Origin of the sequence: Moraxella haemolytica, from assembly GCF_030177935.1 — a bacterium.
Taxonomy (GTDB): domain Bacteria; phylum Pseudomonadota; class Gammaproteobacteria; order Pseudomonadales; family Moraxellaceae; genus Moraxella; species Moraxella haemolytica.
Map to the genome: position 1 here is coordinate 830,240 of NZ_CP089974.1, position 17,156 is coordinate 847,395.

The following is a 17,156-nucleotide window of genomic DNA, read 5'->3' on the forward strand; positions in this document are numbered from 1 at the left end:
ATTATCCTATTCTTAGATGCTTGCCCTTCTCCACACGCACGCCATCGATGGTGGCACCTGCTTTGATGGCTTGTTCTAGGGCGGTTTTGTTCGGCTCGATTTTGACCAGCTGAAAATCTGCTGGCAAACTTTGCACATCATCAACAAGCACGCTTGCCTTGCCGTTCGTTTGCACGCGAATAGGCATGATGGGGTCGGCAATTTTATCCAGATTGTGCGTGAGCATAGCGCTAAGCATGTTTGCTTTGATGAGGTCGGTGTGTTTTTGCAGAGATTGTTTTTTGGCGGTTAGGCGTTTGATTTCGCCATCAAGCCCATCAATGTCCACTTGGGCATTTTTGATGAACTTGCCACAATTAACCAGTTTGTTTTCCAAATCATCTTGCAAGTCTAGGCATTCATCGATGAATTCTTGGCTTGGCGTTTCACCGTTATCGAGCATCTCGCCCAGCTCTATCATACGCACGGCAAGTGTGGTGTCGATTTCATACAGATTCATGGTTTTTCTCCTTATTCGTATTTGGCGATTTGTTTAAGTTTGGTGTTTTCTACCTGTAAGGTGGCAACCGTGGACAGTAGTTCTTCGACTTGCTGTTCCAGTTCATGCCTGCTTTGCCTTAATCCTTGTGAGACTTTCATTTCAAATTCATAATTTTTGAGTGCCGCAGACAGCTGTTGGGCAAGCTGGGCGTATTGTTCGGTGGTGTACATTAAGGTTCTCCTTGGGTGTGTTGGTGTGCCCAGTCGGGCGATTGGTAGCCTGATTCGTCTTCGGCGCAGCCTTTGACGGCAAAAAAGATAAAAACAAAGGTCAAAATCCAGACCATCACAGCGGTGATGGTGGTGCATAAGGAAGTGTCGTTGTTCATCGTTTATCCTTAAAGCAGTACAATGTATCTACAATGTAAGTACAAAAAGAATGTCATAAGCCCGTAGGGTGGGTTTGACCCACCTTGGATTATTGGGCTTAAATGGGAAAGTTAGGCGAGCTGTGCCTGTAATGCCTGCCAGTCTGGGGCGTGTCCGATGGTTGCACCCAGTTTGGTCAGTTTTGCTTTGATGTGCGGGGTGTAGGGTCTGCCTTGACGGATAATATACCCCTGTGCCTGTTTGTCAAGCTCATAGCGAAACTGGGCATAGGCTTTGGCGTGGCGGTCAATCTCGTCCAAAATCTGATGAGCCTTGTCAAGCTGGTGGGGCTGTATGTCGGCGATGTTTGCCAAGTTAAATTCCACCCGTAGGCGGTTGTAAATCTCGGCAGATGCTCCCTCTTTAAAGTGAAAATTACCACTGATAAAATGCACCCTTGTTTTGATGGCTTGTAGCTCGGCAGGGGTAGCAGTGCGTTGGGTGGGGGTGGGGGTTTGATATGAGCCTGTTTTGCGAATGCTTGGCAAAACTTCATCAAAGACCCAATTTTGGAATTTTACCGCCTCCGCCTTGTTGCTACGGAAAATCACTCGGTATAGGTTGGGTTCGTTGATGAATGTTACTTGCTTTTTACCACTTTCATAGCTGATGTAGATTTTTTCTACACCAGCTTTATCTAATTGTTTTGCAACAATATCACGGCTATTTTGGATTTCCAAGACATTTGCCACATCAGGCAAGCAAAAATAAATTTCGCCTTGTGGGTTGGTGGCGGTGCGGACGGTTTGGGCTTCAAAAGTGAAGTTGATGATTTGATTGTTCATAAGAACTCCGAATATTTAGTTGGTAAATACCACATAGGGTGGCGGGCTTCAACTACCGTATTCGGACGGCGGAACTTATTTCCCAAAGGGTGTTGTATTAGGTTCTCTCGACCCGCCATAACTGGCAAGATGGATTTATGCGTGGGATTTGCGAACGCAAGGCATAAAAAACCGCTAGGCTGTCGGGTGCGGATAACCGCCGAATATTTAGTAGTACGAATATACTACCATAACTCCATAGCCTTGTAAAGATTTTTTAATAAAAAAAGCGATGATGACACTTTGTCAAAATCACTTTAAAAACCGCCAAGTTTAGGGTGGTAGGGCTTGCAGGGTTGGCGGACTGTTCCAACTAGTAAACAGCACTTCTTGCGAAGTCCCTACAAGCTCTACCATATCAGGATTTTATCCTTTGATAAAGGGGGTAACAATTTGGTACACCCTTGTTTTGATGGCTTGTAGCTCGGCAGGGGTAGCGGTGCGTTGGATGGATTTGATTTGCACAGGCTCGCCGACTTCTTTATCCAAAATATTCAGCACCCACTGGCGAAATTCTTTGGCAACTTTGGTGCGAGCAAACATTGCGATAAGGTGGCAACCACGCAGGGAGAAAATGCGGTTGTCTATTTCCACTTTACCAGTTTTTCTAACGACGGTCATTTTGACCGTCGTTGTCATATTTGGCAAAAACTCATCAGAGTTACGGTTGTAAATCTTGGTTACGCTATCAGTCTCAGCATAACCTAACGCTTTTGCAAGCTCGGCTGATGATAGGTGGATTTGGCTATTATGAACAACAGGGTTGAATTTATAGTCATTAAAAGTTAAACTAGGCATTGCTAATTCCTTAATTTCAAAGTTGAGTGTTGGCAAGCCCTGTGGTCTTTGGTCGGATAACAGGGCTTTACTTGTGTTATTACACGGTGTAATAATAACACCGTGTAACTATAAAAGCAAGCAAAAATTTGCTACACTGTGTAATATTTCCGCTAACACAACCAACTTTGAGAAATTAATATGTCCAGAGATATTGCCCCTTTTGGGGTGCGAATGCCTGCTGAATTAAAAGAATGCCTAACCAAACAAGCCAATGAAAATAAACGCTCATTGAATGCCGAGATTGTGGCACGGCTTGAAGTAACTGTGCAACAAGATGAATTGCATACGGGTGGTTTTTCTCATTTTACAGATGAATTCTTGGATTTGATGGTGGAGAATACAAGCTTAAAGGCTCAAAATAACGAGCTTAAAGCAGGTTTGCCACCGCCATCAATAATCCAAAGAACCGCTACTAAAGATGACCTAGATAGGCTTTACGAGAACCTAAGAGCGGTCATTGAACGCAAGAGCAACCCGTAAAATCTCATCTAATTTTTTGCCAATCTCATCATCATAACTTGCGTTAAGCCTTGCGACAATCTCGCTATTGAGACTTCTTTTGTTGTCTTTGGCGGATTGTTGCAATTTGGCTTTAAGTTTACTATCTAGGCGTACGCCTGTTGGATTAAGTTCACGCATAATCTACTCCTAATGAAAAAGTCCGTATCGTTAAGTGATACGGACTTTGATGTAAAAACTGATAACCCATCATTCGCTATTTGTCAATCATTCAGCGGTACAATCTCATAAAAATCCATCACCGTGTATAAAGCAGGTTTGTCCTTGATGGTTTGGACATTGACATCGACGATATAGGCGTTGTCATAGACCTTATCCGACTCACGAATGATACGGTTTTTTAGCTCTGGTGTATCAAAGATGACCTTTACTTCTTTGGGGCTGATGGCTTCGATGACGCCTTTATCGCCACCGTGCTTGTTGTCCGCTCGTGTTTGGTTGAAATACAGCAGGGCTTTTTTGTGCGTGCCTGTCATTGGGGCATTTAGGCGAGACAACTCAAGCTGGGCGTTTCGCTGAATTTCTTTGGCTTCGGCAGAATTGATGATGATCATATTGTTATTTCCTTCCACTTGCACGATACTGCCACCATCTTTGGCGACAGGCTCGACGAATTTGTGGATATTGGTTAAGGATTGCTGGGTCAAAGGTGGCTGGCTGCTCGCCTTGTCGCCTTTAAGGTAGCTCAAAATATTCATCAGATGATTTCCAAAATCAAGAATGGTGTTGGCGTGTTCGGCAAAAGGCAAAACCGCCACGCCTGCGGTGATGAGTGTGGCGATGATTGAGCCTTGGCGGATCTCTTTGATGAGTAGCTTAACTTCGCCTTTGTGCTTTTGCTCGTATTCGCAGGCTAAGGCGTTCATACTGGTGGCAAAATCCTTGAGTTCTATCGGCTCGTGATTTTGGATATGGATGATGAGTTCCTGGGGCGTGTCCTGCGTGATTTGTAGCATAAAAAATCCTTGAAAAAACAATTTTTATACTGTATCACTTGTGCTTTGTCAATTCCCCCATAAAAAAGTCCACGCGGTGAAGTGGCGTGGACTTTTTATTCATCATCGTTTTGTCGCTGTTTTTCTAGCGTAGTTACTTTACCCTTGTTAAATCCTGCAAAGTAGCCTGCCAGTAATGCACCGCCAATTTTTAAGACTTCTAGGGCAAAATCGGTTTTTTCTCGCCATATCGCCACCAAAATTACTATCACGACTGCCAACACAATCAACCAAACAGTAACATACTTCTTGCTTTCAAGTTTAGCAAAAAGACCCATCTGCTCTACACGGTCGCCCTTTTGGGCTTCGATGCTGGCTAGAGCGATACGCTCATTGGATTTTACCTTTTCGCTTTCAAGTTGCAGCTCTTTTTTGAACCTCCGCCATGTCCTTGAGTGTAGAAACAAGTTGTTGTTCGTTGGGCTTATTGCTCATCAGACACCCTCTGGCAATAAGACAGGCGTACTATAGCTGACACGGAATGAACCAAAACCTTTACTGCCAAGCTTTGGTGGTATGAATTGGACATCGTCAATAATATCCTGACGACATTGAATCTCTGCCAAATAAGTTTTGGCATCCAACAGCCGCTCTTTTTTTGGAATTAAGACGGTCTTTTTGGCTTTATGCATAAGTTTACCTCTTGGTTAAACCTTTTGTTTTATTATAGTCGCAATTATCAATACCGTCAAGCCAGCCCAATAACCCTTTTAAGTTTTTAAAGAGTTGCCCCGTAGGTCGTCCCTAGGGGCTTTTTTGGCGTTTAGCCCTGTCTTGCCCACGGATTGCCCTGTGCTGGGGCTTGTGGAGTAGGCGAAGCAGTAAAGCCCTGAGGAGCTGTAGCAGGCGTGCTAAATGAGGTGGACTGCATTGGGCTATTTAAGGGGAAAAACTTTTTGACCGTGTTTCTCGGCTCATATTGCCCACTTTTGTCGGTTTCAATGGCGACACGAATGCCGATGGGCTTGCCGTGTAGCTGTTCGGAGTCTTGTAGGTTTAAAATCCCACACGCCCCAGCCAGCTGGGCCATCTGCTCTCGTCCGATGGTTTGAGCGGTGGCATTGGCATTGGTCAGTGTGATGTTTTGGAAAATCAAACGCCCTGCAAACTCGCCTTCTAGCACTTTGAGTGATAGGCTAAGATAAGAACCACGACCGTCTTTGGTAGCTTTAACTTCGGAGCGATTGACCTCGGCAACATAGTTGCCAGCAGGAATGGGGGCGAAGTTGTCGCTTTGGGCTTTGGTAACTTCGTCTTGGGTAAAGTTTAGGTTAAGTAGTGCCATAAGTTTTCTCCTGTTTGGCGTTGGGTTTTGGCTCGTTTCGTTCGTTTGCCGTTTGATAAATTAGCCCAAAATCTTAGCTTGGATATGGGCAAGGTTTGCCATCTCACGCTCAGCAAGTCGTCCCGAGCGGTCTTTGGCGTGGTATTTGATGTCAGGCACGGTCTGTAGATAACGCACAGAGTTACCTTCAGCATCCTTTTCTACTCGTAAAAAGAACACTTCATCAAAAAAGTAGGGCAGGGCTTGACCGAGCTTCTTGCCAGGTAGGGCAGGTTGATAACGCACCACGCCAGTATCATCTTGATAAGATTCAAGCTTGGCGGTAAAGTACACATTGCGAGGTAGATCGCGAAATGCCCGAATCATGTCCTCAATCTTTTCTTGCATCTCGCCATAGGCTTGGCGTGGGTCTTTGACCGCTTTCTTGGCAGCAGATAGGATGACTTCGCCCATCTCACTCACGCTATCTAGGCAAATCCATTCATATGATTGCCCTTGCTCGGTGGTGGTAAGCCATTGATATGCCTTCATTAGGTCGTCAATAGACTTAATCTCAATCACAGCGATGTCTGCCCCTGCGATGGATAATAAGCCTGCCTCTGCCGACAGGATAATCGTCCGCTTGGGGTCGGGCGTGGTGGCACATAGGCAGGTTTTGCCTGCTCCTGCCTGCCCATAGACCAGCACTTTGATGCCTCTTGTGTTGGCTAGGGCTGATGTGGTGGTGATATTGATACCGTTGATTGATGCACTCATTAGTAGTCCTCTTGTTGATTGGCTTTTAGCCATTCTTTGTGCGTGTTGATGAATTCTTGATAACCCTGCTCTTGTCTGTCATAGGCTTGGATAGCTAGGGTTGTACAGCCCTTGAGCAAGGCGAACCCAAACACAATAATGATTGCTGCCAGTAGTGCTTGTTTCATGGTTGATCTCCTAAAGTTAATCCGACATTGGCAACTGGTAAGTCATACTTACAGGTTGCCAATAGCTGATTAACTGTTTCTAAAATGGAACAGGTTCACCCCGTTATCTGCCACGGTGGTGTGGGCTTCGCTTTTGCTGGTGGGTAGACCCCACCCTACACAAGCTCCGTGTGTTTCCCTCACGGTAGGGCTTCTGGTGTGTTAAATAGTATTCAAGGCATCGTCTGCGGTTGATGGGATTATTATACTAAAAGTAATTAAATATGCAATAGTTTTATTATACTAAAAGTAATTTATTTTATAACTTTATGATTTTTCACAAAATTTAGGCGTAAAAAAAACCACCCGTGGGGGTGGTTTGGGGATAAGGTACTAAGTTTTAGTCAGGGTCGTTAAAGTGAATTCTTTCACCCAAATACCATAGACAAGTAAATGTTAATAGCACTAACTGAAATAAAAAGAAAAATAAAATAAAAGAGATTGTCAAATAGCCCGCTGTAATAAGCCAAGGATGAAAGCCTAATGAGAAACTATGACAAAATTCAACAAAGATAATCAGCAAGCAAATAACAATGCCAATAAATGCCAGATATGCCAACAAGTAACACAATAAGCGTCTGCGTGTCAGTCTATCTTCATGCTCTCGCTGGATAATCATGGCTGGATTGCTCATGTATTTATCTAGTGAGCGATTTGGAAATGATATAATCGCCGCCAATGCTGCGATATAAAATCCCGGCAATGTTTGAACAAAGCCTATAATATTAGCGGTAATTTTATGTGTACCGTCAAAAATATTAATATTGTGCTTAATATTAAGAAATAGTAAAAAAATTGTAATGATAAGTGACAAGACAAAAGGCACATAAATATCCACTACGATTTTACTACCGTTTTCGGCTTTGATCGCAAGATAGTTAAATGGCTTAAATATTGTCCAAATCATGGTAATCTAAGATAGTAAGTGTGCATACATTCTATCACATAACGCTTGATTCAGTGCTAATTCTTTGGGATTTTTGTTCTGCCTTCTAATAAAGGATTTTTTGGCAAGACTAAATTCATGAGTATCAGAGTGATAGTAAGCTGTTCGGTTTTTGCCTTCTTTGTCCTTAAATTTTATAGTAAAAGTAATGCCTTTTAATCCAGGGTTCTTAACGAAAAGTTTTTCAAAGCTTGAAATGACATCCTTGGTTTTTTGCATCAAGGTTTTGGATTCCGCTTTGATAATATTTGCTTTTACACCCATATGTACATCCTGTCTTTTGGGGGTGTAACTGGTGCCATCATAACTGGATGTGTGAATAGGTTGGTGATAGATTACATCTTGAACCCTGTCACTCTCAAATGCTTTGATTATCTCGTCACTTAATTCTGTTTGGCTTGTGAATTTTATTTTAAATCCTACTTTTTTAGCATTACCTTTATTGTCTCTTTCTGTTGGATGAATACCCTTAAATATATCTTTGTTCTTACTCCTAGCATTTTTGATGAAATAATTTAGTGTGTCAACAAAAAATCTATGGCTGATACCTTGTTTATATTCAATAGCAAACTTTGCAGATCTTGGATCATTTTTATCTACTTGAATTACAATGTGACTTCTTCCATTGTAACCCTCTGTGTTAGTTTTGCTAAAATGACGCACTTCATTAGTTTCAAAATCAAATGTTTCTGGTTCATCGCTATCTTTGTCCGATAAACATAACAAGATATCAATGCGCCCTTGTTTTTCATTGATAGTAATAACAGGAAGTATTCCACAGTGGCTATGATTATTAAATAGTCTTTTCTCGCTTTCATAACCCCATTCTTTCAAGTGCTTAAAGATATCCAATATACTAATTTTGGTAAGTGGTGTTACGGGGTTCTTCTTAGCGGTTGGCATAATATCCATCACCAATACATGATGCGTAATAATACTTGGTTTTCTCATAACAATCCTAATATTTTTTAAGCTATACAAATTGATTGTTTAATACATTAATTTATATAAGGTTGGTTTATTTATGGATTGGCGACCAATCAATACTCCACCAACTTCCCAACTACCTTCCCAACCAAATGCCATTCCTCGCCAAGTGGTATCATCTTTTGTTCATGCCAGTTAGGGTTTAGGGGTTTTAAGTACATATCATCTGAGGTGTCGCCGATGATTAGCTGCTTGAATGTGGCTTCACTTTTGCCGTCTAATTTTTGCACAACCACCAAATCAGCATTTTTTAGCGAGATGGCTGCGATTTCAGGTTCAACATAGATGTAGTCATCTGGGCGAAACTCGGGCAGCATACTTTCGCCTTGGACTTTTAGGGCAAAGCCTTTCTCGGATAAGCCCATTGGGCGTGGCAACCAATCAAAAGCATCATCTACAGTAACCGTATTAGCCTCACTCCAAGAACCTGCCGCCACCCATGATAGTACAGGTACAGGCTTTGTCATGGATAGGACTTCGTTTTTTTGTTGGATATTGCTTTTTCCTTTTGATTTCATTTCAGCAATTTTAGCACGCAACTCATCAAGACTCGGCTTGGATGCCATCTCACCTTCACCAGTTGCCAGCCAATGAGCATTGACTTTTAGGGCTTGGGCGATTTCTAAAATATTTCTTGGCTTCAAGGTTGAGCCATTTTCAATCTTAAAATAGGTGGGTTGAGAAATATTTGCTCTTTTGGCAACTTCTTGCTGTGATAGGTTTGCCAATTCACGCGCGTATTTTAGTCGTTGAGCTAAGGTATTCATTGCTTAATTACCTTTGGTTTTAAATATCCTATTTTAATACCTTTTGTTGTTAAAAAGCAAGGATAAAAAAACTATTGAATAATTATACCAAAAGTAATATAATTGGATTTTTACGATAGATTAAGGTATCATATGAACCCAGAAATTTCCAAAGTTATTGCTCATTTTGGTACTCAGGGCAAGACAGCACAGGCGTTGAACTGTTCTCAAACGACTGTTTTTAAGTGGTTACACGGCAAGATGAACATTTCAGCCCTTCATGCCATCAAAGTTGAAAAGCTGACAGAAGGCAAATTCAAAGCCACCGACCTTTGTCCTAAACTAAAAGAGCTAGAAGACCTATGACCCTACTATCCCTACTCGGTACGCATCACACCTTCCAAACCTTTGATGACAACGCCGACCGAAAAGACAAAGCACTTGCCCGTCAGCTACACGGCACGCTAGACGAACACGCTCACGCCTTGCACGCCCTAAACGCACAAGGGGCAGGCGTGTATGTTACCGTAAACGCCACCGATGGCAAAGGACGCACTAAGGCAAACATCACGGCGGTGCGTGCCTTGTTTGTGGATTTTGATACGCCAGATGACAGCCGTCCTGCTCGCCTACTTGGTCTGCCTGTACCGCCCAGCGTGATTGTGGAGAGTAGTGCAGGAAAGCACCACGCCTATTGGGTGGTGGATGGCATTGGTCTTGATGAGTTTAGCGAGTATCAAAAACGGCTGATTGCTTATTTTACGCAGGCAGGCGACACGCCAGATAAGGCGGTGCATGATTTGCCTCGTGTGATGCGACTGGACAGCTTTATTCACACCAAAGTCAAAGATGGTGTGGCAAGCGATGCTTTTGTCAGTCGTGTGGTGCATGAGGGCGATAAGGTGGATTTGTTTGAGATTTTGGCGTGGCTTGATGTCAAAGCAGGTGAGCTACCCCTAGCTCCTGCCAAATCTGCCGCACCCATTCGTCAGACAGCACAGACAGACACCGCCAGCCAGTTTGTGCGTCAGCAAGCACGAGGAGCGTGGCAGTTCGTACTGGGTCGTCTAGGTTATCACATCAAAGGCGGCGGGCATGAGCCATGCCCACATTGTGGTGGTAAAGACCGCTTTCGCTTTGATGATAATAGCACCATGCAGGGCGATGGTGGCTGGATATGTTCGCAAGGTGGCAAGGGTAATACAGGTGGAGACGGTCTGTCATTCTTGATTGACCATGTTGGTATGAGTGCCTCCGATGCGGTGCGTGCGGTGGCAGGCGTGCTGAATCTTGATTTACCAAAAGAAGAGGTTGTCCTAGGTGATGTCTCGAGCTTTATCAATCAAGTGACAAATACCCAAAATAAAACCGCCCCGATGGCAGTCGGAGCGGAGGAGTTCGTACATGATGATGATTTTGTACTACCTGCACATCATAGCACAAAAGAAGTGCCAGAGCAACTATTATCCTTTCCTGTACCCATTCTGAATGAGGTGCGTGCTTGGATAGATGGACACAGTCGCCAGCCACAAGCTCAAATCAGCATTCAGGCGACATTGGCACTTGCCAGCGTCTTATGTGGTCGTATCTATCAGTCCACCGAGGCGAATACATCGAGCTTATATCTGATGGTGCTTGGTGAGACAGGTATCGGCAAAAACTACGCCAAAACAGGCATTCAGGCATTTTTAACTCAGAGTAATCTGGTAAATTTACTCTCTGGTGGTGGCAATACATCCAGTGGGGCGGTATATTCTGCTTTACACGAATCACCATGTCATATTCAGATTATGGATGAGATTGGCAAACAGTTACAAACCGCCAGAAAACAGCAAAATGGGCAGATGGCAGAGAGCTTTACCACGCTCGTTGAGGCTTATTCAGCGACTACCAGTCTGATGATGCCAAAGAACTACTCGAATATGGGACGGCGAAAGTCCGACCAAGTGAGTAAGGCTAAGCAGATGGTGCATTGTCCTGCCATCACATTATTAGGGCTTGCCACGCCTGCTCAGATGTATGACAACCTATCTACGGTGGATGTTGAGGACGGTTTTTTGAACCGCTTAATCTGCGTAGAGGCCAGCTTGCCTGTGGGCGAAAAGGTGCGCCGAAAAGCCGCCCCTTTGCCTGCCCATCTGATTGACTGGGCGGTCGCCATTCGTACGCCTAAGGGTGCAAGTCGTACCGACTTGACAGGGCTTGACACCGCTTACAATGTTGCCCCTACACCAAAGATGGTGCAGATTGATGATGAGGCATTGGATTTGTTTGACGACACCGCTGATCTACTGACCGATCAAGAGACGGCAGGAGAGTTTGTACTGCCAGATATGACACGCCGATGGGTAGAAAACGCCATGAGGGCGGCAACCTTACTTGCTGTCTGCCAAGACAGTAATGACCCCATTATCACGGCAAATCTGGCAAGTTGGGCGTTGTCATATGTCTTGTACTATGGTCAGGACTTCATGGATAGTGTCAGTCGAAGGGTGGCAGATTCGGACCATCATCGCCTACGCCAAGCGATATATGACATGATTGTCCGCTCTGGTAAGAATGGTATGACCGAACGAGACCTTGCCAAGAATAGTCGTCTTTATGCTGCCAGTATGCCACATCAGCGTGAGCAGGCAACCACCGCTTTATTGAATGAAGAACAAATCGTGGCGGTAAAAATCAACACCATTAGTGGGCGTGGTCGTAAGCGTCTATGTTTTATTTTACCAAAGTACTATGATGAAAACACGATGGAGTTGGCATAATGAGCGTTATTGTTGGGTATTGTTGGGGACAGCGTGTCCCCAGTTATAAGCCTTATTCTATAAGGGGTTGTAGCATTGTTGGGGACGCCTTCGATATATCACACAAATGTGTGTAGGGGTGGGGGTGTCCCCAACAATGTGCTAAGCCTTGATATATATAGGTTATAACTGTATTTTTATATTTCCAACAATATCATTAATTATTTATCCATTATTTATTTTTTAAATCATTATAAATATCAAAATATGAAATACCGTAATAAAAAAATCACTGTTAATGGTATGAATTTTGACAGCAAAAAAGAGCACCGTCGTTATGAGCAATTGTGCCAGCTGCAAACGTCGGGTCTGATTAGCGATTTACGCACGCAAGTGGCGTTTGAACTGATTGGTGGTGTCAAGATAGCAGGCGAGGCACGAAAACGCCCCTGTGTGCGTTATGTGACGGATTTTGTCTATCTGGATAGGCAGACGGGCAAGCAGGTGGTGGAAGATGTTAAAAGTCCCATCACTCGTAAAGATAAAGTCTATCGACTTAAAAAACATTTGATGAAAGTAGTGCATGATATTGATGTGGTGGAAGTATGAAATTTAAGATACCTGTCATTCAGTGGGTAGCGCAAAAAGAGCAGTGTTTTGATGATTGTAGTCGCCAGACGCACATCAGCCAAAATACTTTTGTTGAATATGCCATTCAAAGCGAAAAAGAATTATTTTACTGTTATTACGGCAATGGAAGATTTAAGGAGTTTTTCAGCTTAGATGAGGCAAAGCATTGGGTTGAGACAGTGCATTATCCAAGGCAAGTACAAAAATATTTTGATGTGGTTTGATGGGGTTGGCGATGATTGAACATAATAACCGCAAACAAGCCGATAAATTTGCCGAGTACATCACAGGGCAGGGATTACGCCAGTACCTAGCCCAAAAGGTTAAGCACTATGTGGGTGATAATCCCACGGTATTTGATGGGGCGGTAGGTTCTGGGCAATTGGAACAGCACCTAAACGCCAAGCATATCACAGGCGTTGAAATACAAAAACAAGCCTGCGATGTATTTATTCATAACTATCCAAATGCTACGGTGCATCATCAATCATTTTTTGAGTTTGATGGCGACATTAGCGTGGATTGTGTGGCGATGAATCCGCCGTTTAGTATCAAGTTTAAAGATTTGCCCGAAGCTGAACAAGCCAACATCAAAGCTGCATTTAGCTGGAAAAAGTCGGGCGTGGTTGATGATATTTTTGTTTTGAAGTCACTCAAATACGCCAAACGATATGCGTTTTATATTTTGTTCCCTGGTGTTGCATACCGTGGTACAGAAAAGACATTCAGAGAGTTAATCGGCAATCAGCTGGCAGAATGCAACATGATAGCCAACGCTTTTGATGATACGCCAATCAGCGTTTTGTTCATCGTTATCGACAAGCAGAAAACTGATGACAAGTACCAAAGCGAATACTTAGACTTAAAGACGGGTGAGCGATACGAACAAGACTTTACGGTTGATGTTGAGAATTGGCAGACTGCTAGAAAGCCCACGCCCGACCCATTCGGCATGGATTTTGATATTGATACACTAAATGATGAATTGATGGAGGCGGATATTGCCAAACTTGACGCAATACTGTCTTATCATCATGGCATGACGATATTTACAGGGCTTGATTTTAGGGTATTTTGTGGGCGAATGCGTGCGGTTATTGATAAGTGGAGTGTGGTATGAACTGGCATAAATACACCCTAAATGAATGGCTAGAACAGTTCGGAGCGTGGTGCTACAAACAAGGTAGGGTAATGCCAAGCCGATTAGAGACTAATCAAATCTATTGGCTGATGCGGTCGGTCAATCCACCGCCAAGCCACGGCAGGACTTGTTATATCAGCGATGATGAGGCGTTGGCTATTAATCGTGTGCTGTGTCAGACAGCTGTTTTTATGCCTGATGGCGTTGAGTTTTTAGTGCTTAATAAGTGTGATGGTATGACCGTTCGGGCTATTGAGCAGGCAAAAGGACAAAAATTTAATCATATTTTAAAGATGATTGATAATACAAGGCACTATTTGGCAGGTTATTTGGGATTACCCCCTTGACTGATTAATCAGAAAATGCTATATTTATGTTATGGTGGTCTTATTATATAGATAGACACCATAACAATCATCTTTCCCACAACTGGTGGGACTTTTAACCCCTTTGCAAGACATACCTGCAAAGGGGTTTTTCGTTGGGCAAGAAGGCTAAAATTCTAGGGATTTCAAAAGCCAAGTTTTGTCAATCCCATGCCCTTGTTTATGACAGGGTTATGGGCGATGTGGCAGGCGAGCTAAGCTTGGCAGACGATGTGGCAGGCGAGTATTGGCGAAAAACATTTAGAGAAAACAGGGGCTAATCAAGCCCCTTGTTCTAAGCGTTTGGCGTACTCAATAATCGCTTGTTTAATTGCCCCTGCACGGTTGCCGTTGTGGTGGGCTTTGATTTTTTGTAGGGCTTCATAGGCTTCGGTGTCGTATTGACCTAGTAGCACTCGCACATCTTCTAGGGCTTTGGCAGTGTTTTTTTTGACGGCTTTGATTTGAGCGTGTGATGTCTTAATTGTCATAAAATACCCCTTGATTTTTTCAAATTAAATGGCATAATAAAGATAAGGAGTGGTTAAGGGTTAGCCCCCTAACCAAACCCCCAGTAGTTGCCGCTACTTTCGGGTTACCTGTTTAATACGCTGGTGTAGCGATTAAGAGCAGGATTATTAGGGCGATGATTTTGACTAGTGTGGTCATCGTCCAACTCCTTATGTTTACCGCTAGTGCTAGTCACTAGCACCTACCTAGCAACCCTTGCTAGATGTGCCTATTATATATTGACTTAGATAATTTGTCAATATATAATTTAAAAAAATCCGCTCATTATTTGGGTGGATTTTTTTTATTTGACAAATGGCGAATGATGGGTTATGATGGTTGCACATCGGCAAAATCCGATGTCAGACTTGGCGGTCTGGAATATGATTAGGGCAATATGCACGCCCCAAAGCGTGTTTTTTATTGCAAAAAATCCCCCATGAAAGGGGTTGGCTAAAAACCACACCCTTTAAAAATCAAATTATGGTGGGACTAATAGAGACATCGCAAGATGTGCTGCTTTCCTAGTCGTGGCAGTCCGCCAACTCTGTTAGCCCTACCACCCTAAAACTTGGCGGTTTACTGTGGTAGGTTTTCCTAGACAAAACAAATAATAGGTGCTATTATGGTTGATATAAGCCGTATTGACTTACAGACCTTAGACAAAGAAAACCTAGAAAAGGTAAAACTTATGCTAGACATTAGTAAAATCCAACAGGACATCGCAACCAGTCAAGCCACGGTTGAAAAAATGCGTATTGAAAACGATAAATTTGTTGCTGAAACCAAAAAAATAGAAAAAGAAGCTCGCTTTTACCCCTATGTTACACTTGGCTCGGCAATGGTTGGTGGTTTGATTGTGTTTGTCTTGACACGGTTTTTTGGTTAATCCGTTGTTTCTTAAAAAATCCGTCCATACTTAAAATGGGCGGATTTTTATTGACAAAGGGCAATTAGTGGGGTATGATATGGGGTAAGGTCTCAAAAGCCTATTATCAAGCGGTCATCACTCCGTTATTGTGATTTTTTTATGCTTACACCATATCTTTATGATAAGTTATGGTTAGCGGTGCGATGAAATAAGGTTGCTTGCAACACGAATAAATCCGCCTGACTTGATACAGGTTTTGAGCCGCTAACCACCCTAAATACTCCGTAACGTCAAATTGACGGTACGAGAATCAAGGGTTAAATTCAACCTATCAAAAAGGTATATCAAGATGAAAGCACTAACTTTTCAAAACATCACTCTAACCCCTGTCAAGGTGGATAACCAAATTTGGCTTACTTCTGCCGAACTTGCAAAGGCATTGGGTTATTCTCGTGCGGACAACATCACAAATATTTACAATCGCAATGCCGATGAATTTCGCTCTGACACAACCGCCCTTATTGATAACCCAAAAATGAAAAATGCCAAAATCCGCATTTTCTCCCTTCGTGGTTGCCACCTTATTGCTATGTTTGCTCGCACCAAAGTTGCCAAAGAGTTTCGCCAATGGGTGCTTGATATTCTTGACAAGGAAGTTGGTCAGCCTGTGCCTGTCAAAACCACCGCCCACGACCGTACGCCCCTGATCCAGGCCTGCACACGGCTGTCAGTGGGGTATATGAATATCTCTGATGTCTATAAGATGGTTGGTAATCACTTTGGCTATGATGATGTGGTCAGCATTCCTGCACCACTTTTACCCGAAGCAGTCGCCTTTGTCTATGAGCTGATTTTGACAAAATCAAAAGGTGGTATGAACGACCGCTTATCCATCAGTGCCCAACACCTAGCATGGCACACGCAGTTTATTTATTCTTGGTATAAAGCCATTGAAGAGCCATTTCGTGCCTTATCGCCCAGATTGTGCGGACAAATCCACGACCATATCATGCACGCTGTGTTAAATGCTAATTATATCGGCAAGCATCTGGGCTATGATGGCATGAACCCTGACATGATTACCCATCAGCAGTGGGCGGTTGGTCGTTATTATTAATTAACTAAACTTTTCATTATAAAACCCTGCAGGCGTGGCTTGTGGGGTGTTGGTGCTTAATTCAAAACAGGGCTTGACAAACCGAACAAAAAACCCTATAATTTGGCAAAATGCGGTTAAGTGTGAAAACTTAGCCGTTTTTTGTTTTAGCCCTGCCTTTGGTGGGGCTTTTTTGTTGGGCGGTAGGCTGTTGTCTAGTCGCTCAATGTTTTTTAAATTTTTTCGTAGGCTCTGATAGCATCCATAATCAGTTGATTTTGTGGAATGTTTCTATCTTTTGCCATCTGCTCAATGAGTGCAATGTCATCAAGGTGCAGGATAAAGCCTTTGGTTTTGACACCTCTTTTGGCATTGCTGTCGTATTGCGTTTGATTGCGTGATTTTGGGTTGTTGGTAACTTTAGGCATTTGACAAATCCTTAAAATATGCTATCATAAAAAAAGTGTAAGGAGTGAGCTTATGTTTCCTATAAGCTCCGCCATATTAAGCCCTTTTAGGGTTTAACTTAGGCGTTTATCTTAATACGCTGGTAAGCTGTATAAGATAAAGATACCAATGATTACAAGTTGTGTGAGAACTGTCATCATCTGCTCCTTATATCGGTGAGCCACTTTGTCATATAGGAGAAGTGGTTTGACCTACAAGGCAAGGCTCCTACCCCTTGCCTTGATGTTTATATTGTATGTTAATCTACATTAAAAGTCAAGTAATTATTGCAATTTGTACAAAAATTGTTGTGATTATTTGGCTTTTTTTATTGCCCAC

26 protein-coding genes and 1 pseudogene are annotated in these 17,156 nt (G+C 43.1%); 10 read left to right on the forward strand and 17 right to left on the reverse strand.

Translation table 11 applies throughout. The features are described from left to right. Position 1: 1 nt before the first annotated feature. The 5 genes and pseudogenes from LU276_RS03855 to LU276_RS03875 all read right to left on the reverse strand — a co-directional run. Positions 2-499, reverse strand: a complete 498-nt coding sequence (locus LU276_RS03855) for a siphovirus Gp157 family protein (RefSeq protein ID WP_284674330.1) — start codon at positions 497-499, stop codon at positions 2-4. Positions 500-510: 11 nt separating this feature from the next. Then, the gene (locus LU276_RS03860) at positions 511-711 is read right to left on the reverse strand and encodes a hypothetical protein (protein ID WP_284674331.1); all 201 of its coding nucleotides are present in this window, start codon (positions 709-711) and stop codon (positions 511-513) included. Next, positions 711-869 carry a hypothetical protein gene (locus LU276_RS03865; RefSeq protein ID WP_284674332.1) on the reverse strand — a complete coding sequence of 53 codons (159 nt, stop codon included), beginning with the start codon at positions 867-869 and terminating at the stop codon, positions 711-713. The genes LU276_RS03860 and LU276_RS03865 overlap by 1 nt, the downstream gene beginning before the upstream one ends. Before the next feature lie 111 nt (positions 870-980). Continuing rightward, positions 981-1,694, reverse strand: coding sequence for a BRO-N domain-containing protein (locus tag LU276_RS03870; protein WP_284674333.1), 714 nt, complete (start codon positions 1,692-1,694; stop codon positions 981-983). Positions 1,695-2,195: 501 nt separating this feature from the next. After that, a pseudogene (locus tag LU276_RS03875) lies at positions 2,196-2,531 on the reverse strand (BRO-N domain-containing protein); the annotation flags it as partial. A 180-nt stretch (positions 2,532-2,711) separates the two neighbouring features. Here LU276_RS03875 and LU276_RS03880 point away from each other — a divergent pair. Further along, positions 2,712-3,053 (forward strand): Arc family DNA-binding protein, encoded by a 342-nt coding sequence (locus LU276_RS03880; RefSeq protein ID WP_284674334.1) that lies wholly within the window; start codon positions 2,712-2,714, stop codon positions 3,051-3,053. On the opposite strand, the gene LU276_RS03885 is transcribed toward LU276_RS03880, so the two are convergent. From LU276_RS03885 to LU276_RS03930, 10 genes are all read right to left on the reverse strand, one after another. After that, a complete protein-coding gene (locus tag LU276_RS03885) occupies positions 3,018-3,212 on the reverse strand; it encodes an Arc family DNA-binding protein (protein ID WP_284674335.1) in 195 nt (64 codons plus the stop codon). The genes LU276_RS03880 and LU276_RS03885 overlap by 36 nt on opposite strands. Before the next feature lie 83 nt (positions 3,213-3,295). Continuing rightward, positions 3,296-4,048, reverse strand: a complete 753-nt coding sequence (locus LU276_RS03890) for a hypothetical protein (protein WP_284674336.1) — start codon at positions 4,046-4,048, stop codon at positions 3,296-3,298. A 95-nt stretch (positions 4,049-4,143) separates the two neighbouring features. Further along, the gene (locus tag LU276_RS03895) at positions 4,144-4,494 is read right to left on the reverse strand and encodes a hypothetical protein (RefSeq protein ID WP_284674337.1); all 351 of its coding nucleotides are present in this window, start codon (positions 4,492-4,494) and stop codon (positions 4,144-4,146) included. Between the two features lie 27 nt (positions 4,495-4,521). Further along, positions 4,522-4,719, reverse strand: a complete 198-nt coding sequence (locus LU276_RS03900) for a hypothetical protein (protein ID WP_284674338.1) — start codon at positions 4,717-4,719, stop codon at positions 4,522-4,524. A gap of 131 nt (positions 4,720-4,850) precedes the next feature. Then, on the reverse strand, positions 4,851-5,372 hold the full coding sequence (locus LU276_RS03905) for a DUF669 domain-containing protein (protein WP_284674339.1): 522 nt from the start codon (positions 5,370-5,372) through the stop codon (positions 4,851-4,853). 60 nt (positions 5,373-5,432) lie between these two features. Then, a complete protein-coding gene (locus tag LU276_RS03910; protein WP_284674340.1) occupies positions 5,433-6,128 on the reverse strand; it encodes an ATP-binding protein in 696 nt (231 codons plus the stop codon). After that, positions 6,128-6,295, reverse strand: coding sequence for a hypothetical protein (locus tag LU276_RS03915; RefSeq protein WP_284674341.1), 168 nt, complete (start codon positions 6,293-6,295; stop codon positions 6,128-6,130). Before LU276_RS03915 ends, LU276_RS03910 begins: the two co-directional genes overlap by 1 nt. Before the next feature lie 379 nt (positions 6,296-6,674). Continuing rightward, entirely contained in the window at positions 6,675-7,241 is a 567-nt protein-coding gene (locus tag LU276_RS03920; RefSeq protein ID WP_284674342.1) for a hypothetical protein, read from the reverse strand. A 6-nt stretch (positions 7,242-7,247) separates the two neighbouring features. Continuing rightward, positions 7,248-8,231, reverse strand: coding sequence for a hypothetical protein (locus LU276_RS03925; protein WP_284674343.1), 984 nt, complete (start codon positions 8,229-8,231; stop codon positions 7,248-7,250). 89 nt (positions 8,232-8,320) lie between these two features. Beyond that, positions 8,321-9,034: a helix-turn-helix domain-containing protein gene (locus LU276_RS03930; RefSeq protein ID WP_284674344.1), complete on the reverse strand. Its 714-nt coding sequence runs from the start codon at positions 9,032-9,034 to the stop codon at positions 8,321-8,323. A 132-nt stretch (positions 9,035-9,166) separates the two neighbouring features. Here LU276_RS03930 and LU276_RS03935 point away from each other — a divergent pair, with 132 nt between their 5' ends. The 7 genes from LU276_RS03935 to LU276_RS03965 all read left to right on the forward strand — a co-directional run bounded on the left by LU276_RS03935 (position 9,167) and on the right by LU276_RS03965 (position 14,174). Beyond that, entirely contained in the window at positions 9,167-9,379 is a 213-nt protein-coding gene (locus LU276_RS03935) for a transcriptional regulator (RefSeq protein ID WP_284674345.1), read from the forward strand. Beyond that, complete coding sequence (locus tag LU276_RS03940) at positions 9,376-11,778, forward strand: primase-helicase zinc-binding domain-containing protein (protein WP_284674346.1); 2,403 nt, start codon at positions 9,376-9,378, stop codon at positions 11,776-11,778. Before LU276_RS03935 ends, LU276_RS03940 begins: the two co-directional genes overlap by 4 nt. 246 nt (positions 11,779-12,024) lie before the next feature. Continuing rightward, positions 12,025-12,366 carry a DUF1064 domain-containing protein gene (locus tag LU276_RS03945; protein ID WP_284674347.1) on the forward strand — a complete coding sequence of 114 codons (342 nt, stop codon included), beginning with the start codon at positions 12,025-12,027 and terminating at the stop codon, positions 12,364-12,366. Beyond that, the gene (locus LU276_RS03950) at positions 12,363-12,611 is read left to right on the forward strand and encodes a hypothetical protein (RefSeq protein WP_284674348.1); all 249 of its coding nucleotides are present in this window, start codon (positions 12,363-12,365) and stop codon (positions 12,609-12,611) included. The genes LU276_RS03945 and LU276_RS03950 overlap by 4 nt, the downstream gene beginning before the upstream one ends. 11 nt (positions 12,612-12,622) lie before the next feature. Continuing rightward, on the forward strand, positions 12,623-13,507 hold the full coding sequence (locus tag LU276_RS03955; protein WP_284674349.1) for an N-6 DNA methylase: 885 nt from the start codon (positions 12,623-12,625) through the stop codon (positions 13,505-13,507). Next, positions 13,504-13,875, forward strand: coding sequence for an antiterminator Q family protein (locus LU276_RS03960; protein WP_284674350.1), 372 nt, complete (start codon positions 13,504-13,506; stop codon positions 13,873-13,875). The genes LU276_RS03955 and LU276_RS03960 overlap by 4 nt, the downstream gene beginning before the upstream one ends. Positions 13,876-14,009: 134 nt before the next feature. Then, on the forward strand, positions 14,010-14,174 hold the full coding sequence (locus LU276_RS03965; protein ID WP_284674351.1) for a hypothetical protein: 165 nt from the start codon (positions 14,010-14,012) through the stop codon (positions 14,172-14,174). On the opposite strand, the gene LU276_RS03970 is transcribed toward LU276_RS03965, so the two are convergent. Next, complete coding sequence (locus tag LU276_RS03970) at positions 14,175-14,384, reverse strand: hypothetical protein (RefSeq protein ID WP_284674352.1); 210 nt, start codon at positions 14,382-14,384, stop codon at positions 14,175-14,177. It lies immediately after the preceding gene. A gap of 644 nt (positions 14,385-15,028) precedes the next feature. On the opposite strand from LU276_RS03970, the gene LU276_RS03975 reads away from it, so the two are divergent. Next, positions 15,029-15,292 carry a hypothetical protein gene (locus LU276_RS03975; protein ID WP_079326151.1) on the forward strand — a complete coding sequence of 88 codons (264 nt, stop codon included), beginning with the start codon at positions 15,029-15,031 and terminating at the stop codon, positions 15,290-15,292. 331 nt (positions 15,293-15,623) lie between these two features. Next, positions 15,624-16,391 (forward strand): BRO-N domain-containing protein, encoded by a 768-nt coding sequence (locus tag LU276_RS03980; RefSeq protein WP_284674353.1) that lies wholly within the window; start codon positions 15,624-15,626, stop codon positions 16,389-16,391. 212 nt (positions 16,392-16,603) lie between these two features. Here the strand turns inward: LU276_RS03980 and LU276_RS03985 are convergent, their stop codons facing one another. Further along, positions 16,604-16,798, reverse strand: a complete 195-nt coding sequence (locus LU276_RS03985) for a hypothetical protein (protein ID WP_284674354.1) — start codon at positions 16,796-16,798, stop codon at positions 16,604-16,606. Positions 16,799-17,156 lie beyond the last annotated feature (358 nt).

Excerpts from the sequence above, each read along its gene's own strand:
- LU276_RS03945 (WP_284674347.1), top strand. The coding sequence starts at position 12,025 with ATGAAATACCGTAATAAAAAAATCACTGTTAATGGTATGAATTTTGAC.
- LU276_RS03910 (WP_284674340.1), bottom strand. The coding sequence starts at position 6,128 with ATGAGTGCATCAATCAACGGTATCAATATCACCACCACATCAGCCCTA.
- LU276_RS03865 (WP_284674332.1), bottom strand. The coding sequence starts at position 869 with ATGAACAACGACACTTCCTTATGCACCACCATCACCGCTGTGATGGTC.
- LU276_RS03970 (WP_284674352.1), bottom strand. The coding sequence starts at position 14,384 with ATGACAATTAAGACATCACACGCTCAAATCAAAGCCGTCAAAAAAAAC.
- LU276_RS03980 (WP_284674353.1), top strand. The coding sequence starts at position 15,624 with ATGAAAGCACTAACTTTTCAAAACATCACTCTAACCCCTGTCAAGGTG.
- LU276_RS03870 (WP_284674333.1), bottom strand. The coding sequence starts at position 1,694 with ATGAACAATCAAATCATCAACTTCACTTTTGAAGCCCAAACCGTCCGC.
- LU276_RS03950 (WP_284674348.1), top strand. The coding sequence starts at position 12,363 with ATGAAATTTAAGATACCTGTCATTCAGTGGGTAGCGCAAAAAGAGCAG.
- LU276_RS03900 (WP_284674338.1), bottom strand. The coding sequence starts at position 4,719 with ATGCATAAAGCCAAAAAGACCGTCTTAATTCCAAAAAAAGAGCGGCTG.
- LU276_RS03960 (WP_284674350.1), top strand. The coding sequence starts at position 13,504 with ATGAACTGGCATAAATACACCCTAAATGAATGGCTAGAACAGTTCGGA.
- LU276_RS03975 (WP_079326151.1), top strand. The coding sequence starts at position 15,029 with ATGGTTGATATAAGCCGTATTGACTTACAGACCTTAGACAAAGAAAAC.
- LU276_RS03885 (WP_284674335.1), bottom strand. The coding sequence starts at position 3,212 with ATGCGTGAACTTAATCCAACAGGCGTACGCCTAGATAGTAAACTTAAA.
- LU276_RS03855 (WP_284674330.1), bottom strand. The coding sequence starts at position 499 with ATGAATCTGTATGAAATCGACACCACACTTGCCGTGCGTATGATAGAG.
- LU276_RS03920 (WP_284674342.1), bottom strand. The coding sequence starts at position 7,241 with ATGATTTGGACAATATTTAAGCCATTTAACTATCTTGCGATCAAAGCC.
- LU276_RS03915 (WP_284674341.1), bottom strand. The coding sequence starts at position 6,295 with ATGAAACAAGCACTACTGGCAGCAATCATTATTGTGTTTGGGTTCGCC.
- LU276_RS03860 (WP_284674331.1), bottom strand. The coding sequence starts at position 711 with ATGTACACCACCGAACAATACGCCCAGCTTGCCCAACAGCTGTCTGCG.
- LU276_RS03955 (WP_284674349.1), top strand. The coding sequence starts at position 12,623 with ATGATTGAACATAATAACCGCAAACAAGCCGATAAATTTGCCGAGTAC.
- LU276_RS03935 (WP_284674345.1), top strand. The coding sequence starts at position 9,167 with ATGAACCCAGAAATTTCCAAAGTTATTGCTCATTTTGGTACTCAGGGC.
- LU276_RS03880 (WP_284674334.1), top strand. The coding sequence starts at position 2,712 with ATGTCCAGAGATATTGCCCCTTTTGGGGTGCGAATGCCTGCTGAATTA.
- LU276_RS03925 (WP_284674343.1), bottom strand. The coding sequence starts at position 8,231 with ATGAGAAAACCAAGTATTATTACGCATCATGTATTGGTGATGGATATT.
- LU276_RS03985 (WP_284674354.1), bottom strand. The coding sequence starts at position 16,798 with ATGCCTAAAGTTACCAACAACCCAAAATCACGCAATCAAACGCAATAC.
- LU276_RS03930 (WP_284674344.1), bottom strand. The coding sequence starts at position 9,034 with ATGAATACCTTAGCTCAACGACTAAAATACGCGCGTGAATTGGCAAAC.
- LU276_RS03940 (WP_284674346.1), top strand. The coding sequence starts at position 9,376 with ATGACCCTACTATCCCTACTCGGTACGCATCACACCTTCCAAACCTTT.
- LU276_RS03890 (WP_284674336.1), bottom strand. The coding sequence starts at position 4,048 with ATGCTACAAATCACGCAGGACACGCCCCAGGAACTCATCATCCATATC.
- LU276_RS03905 (WP_284674339.1), bottom strand. The coding sequence starts at position 5,372 with ATGGCACTACTTAACCTAAACTTTACCCAAGACGAAGTTACCAAAGCC.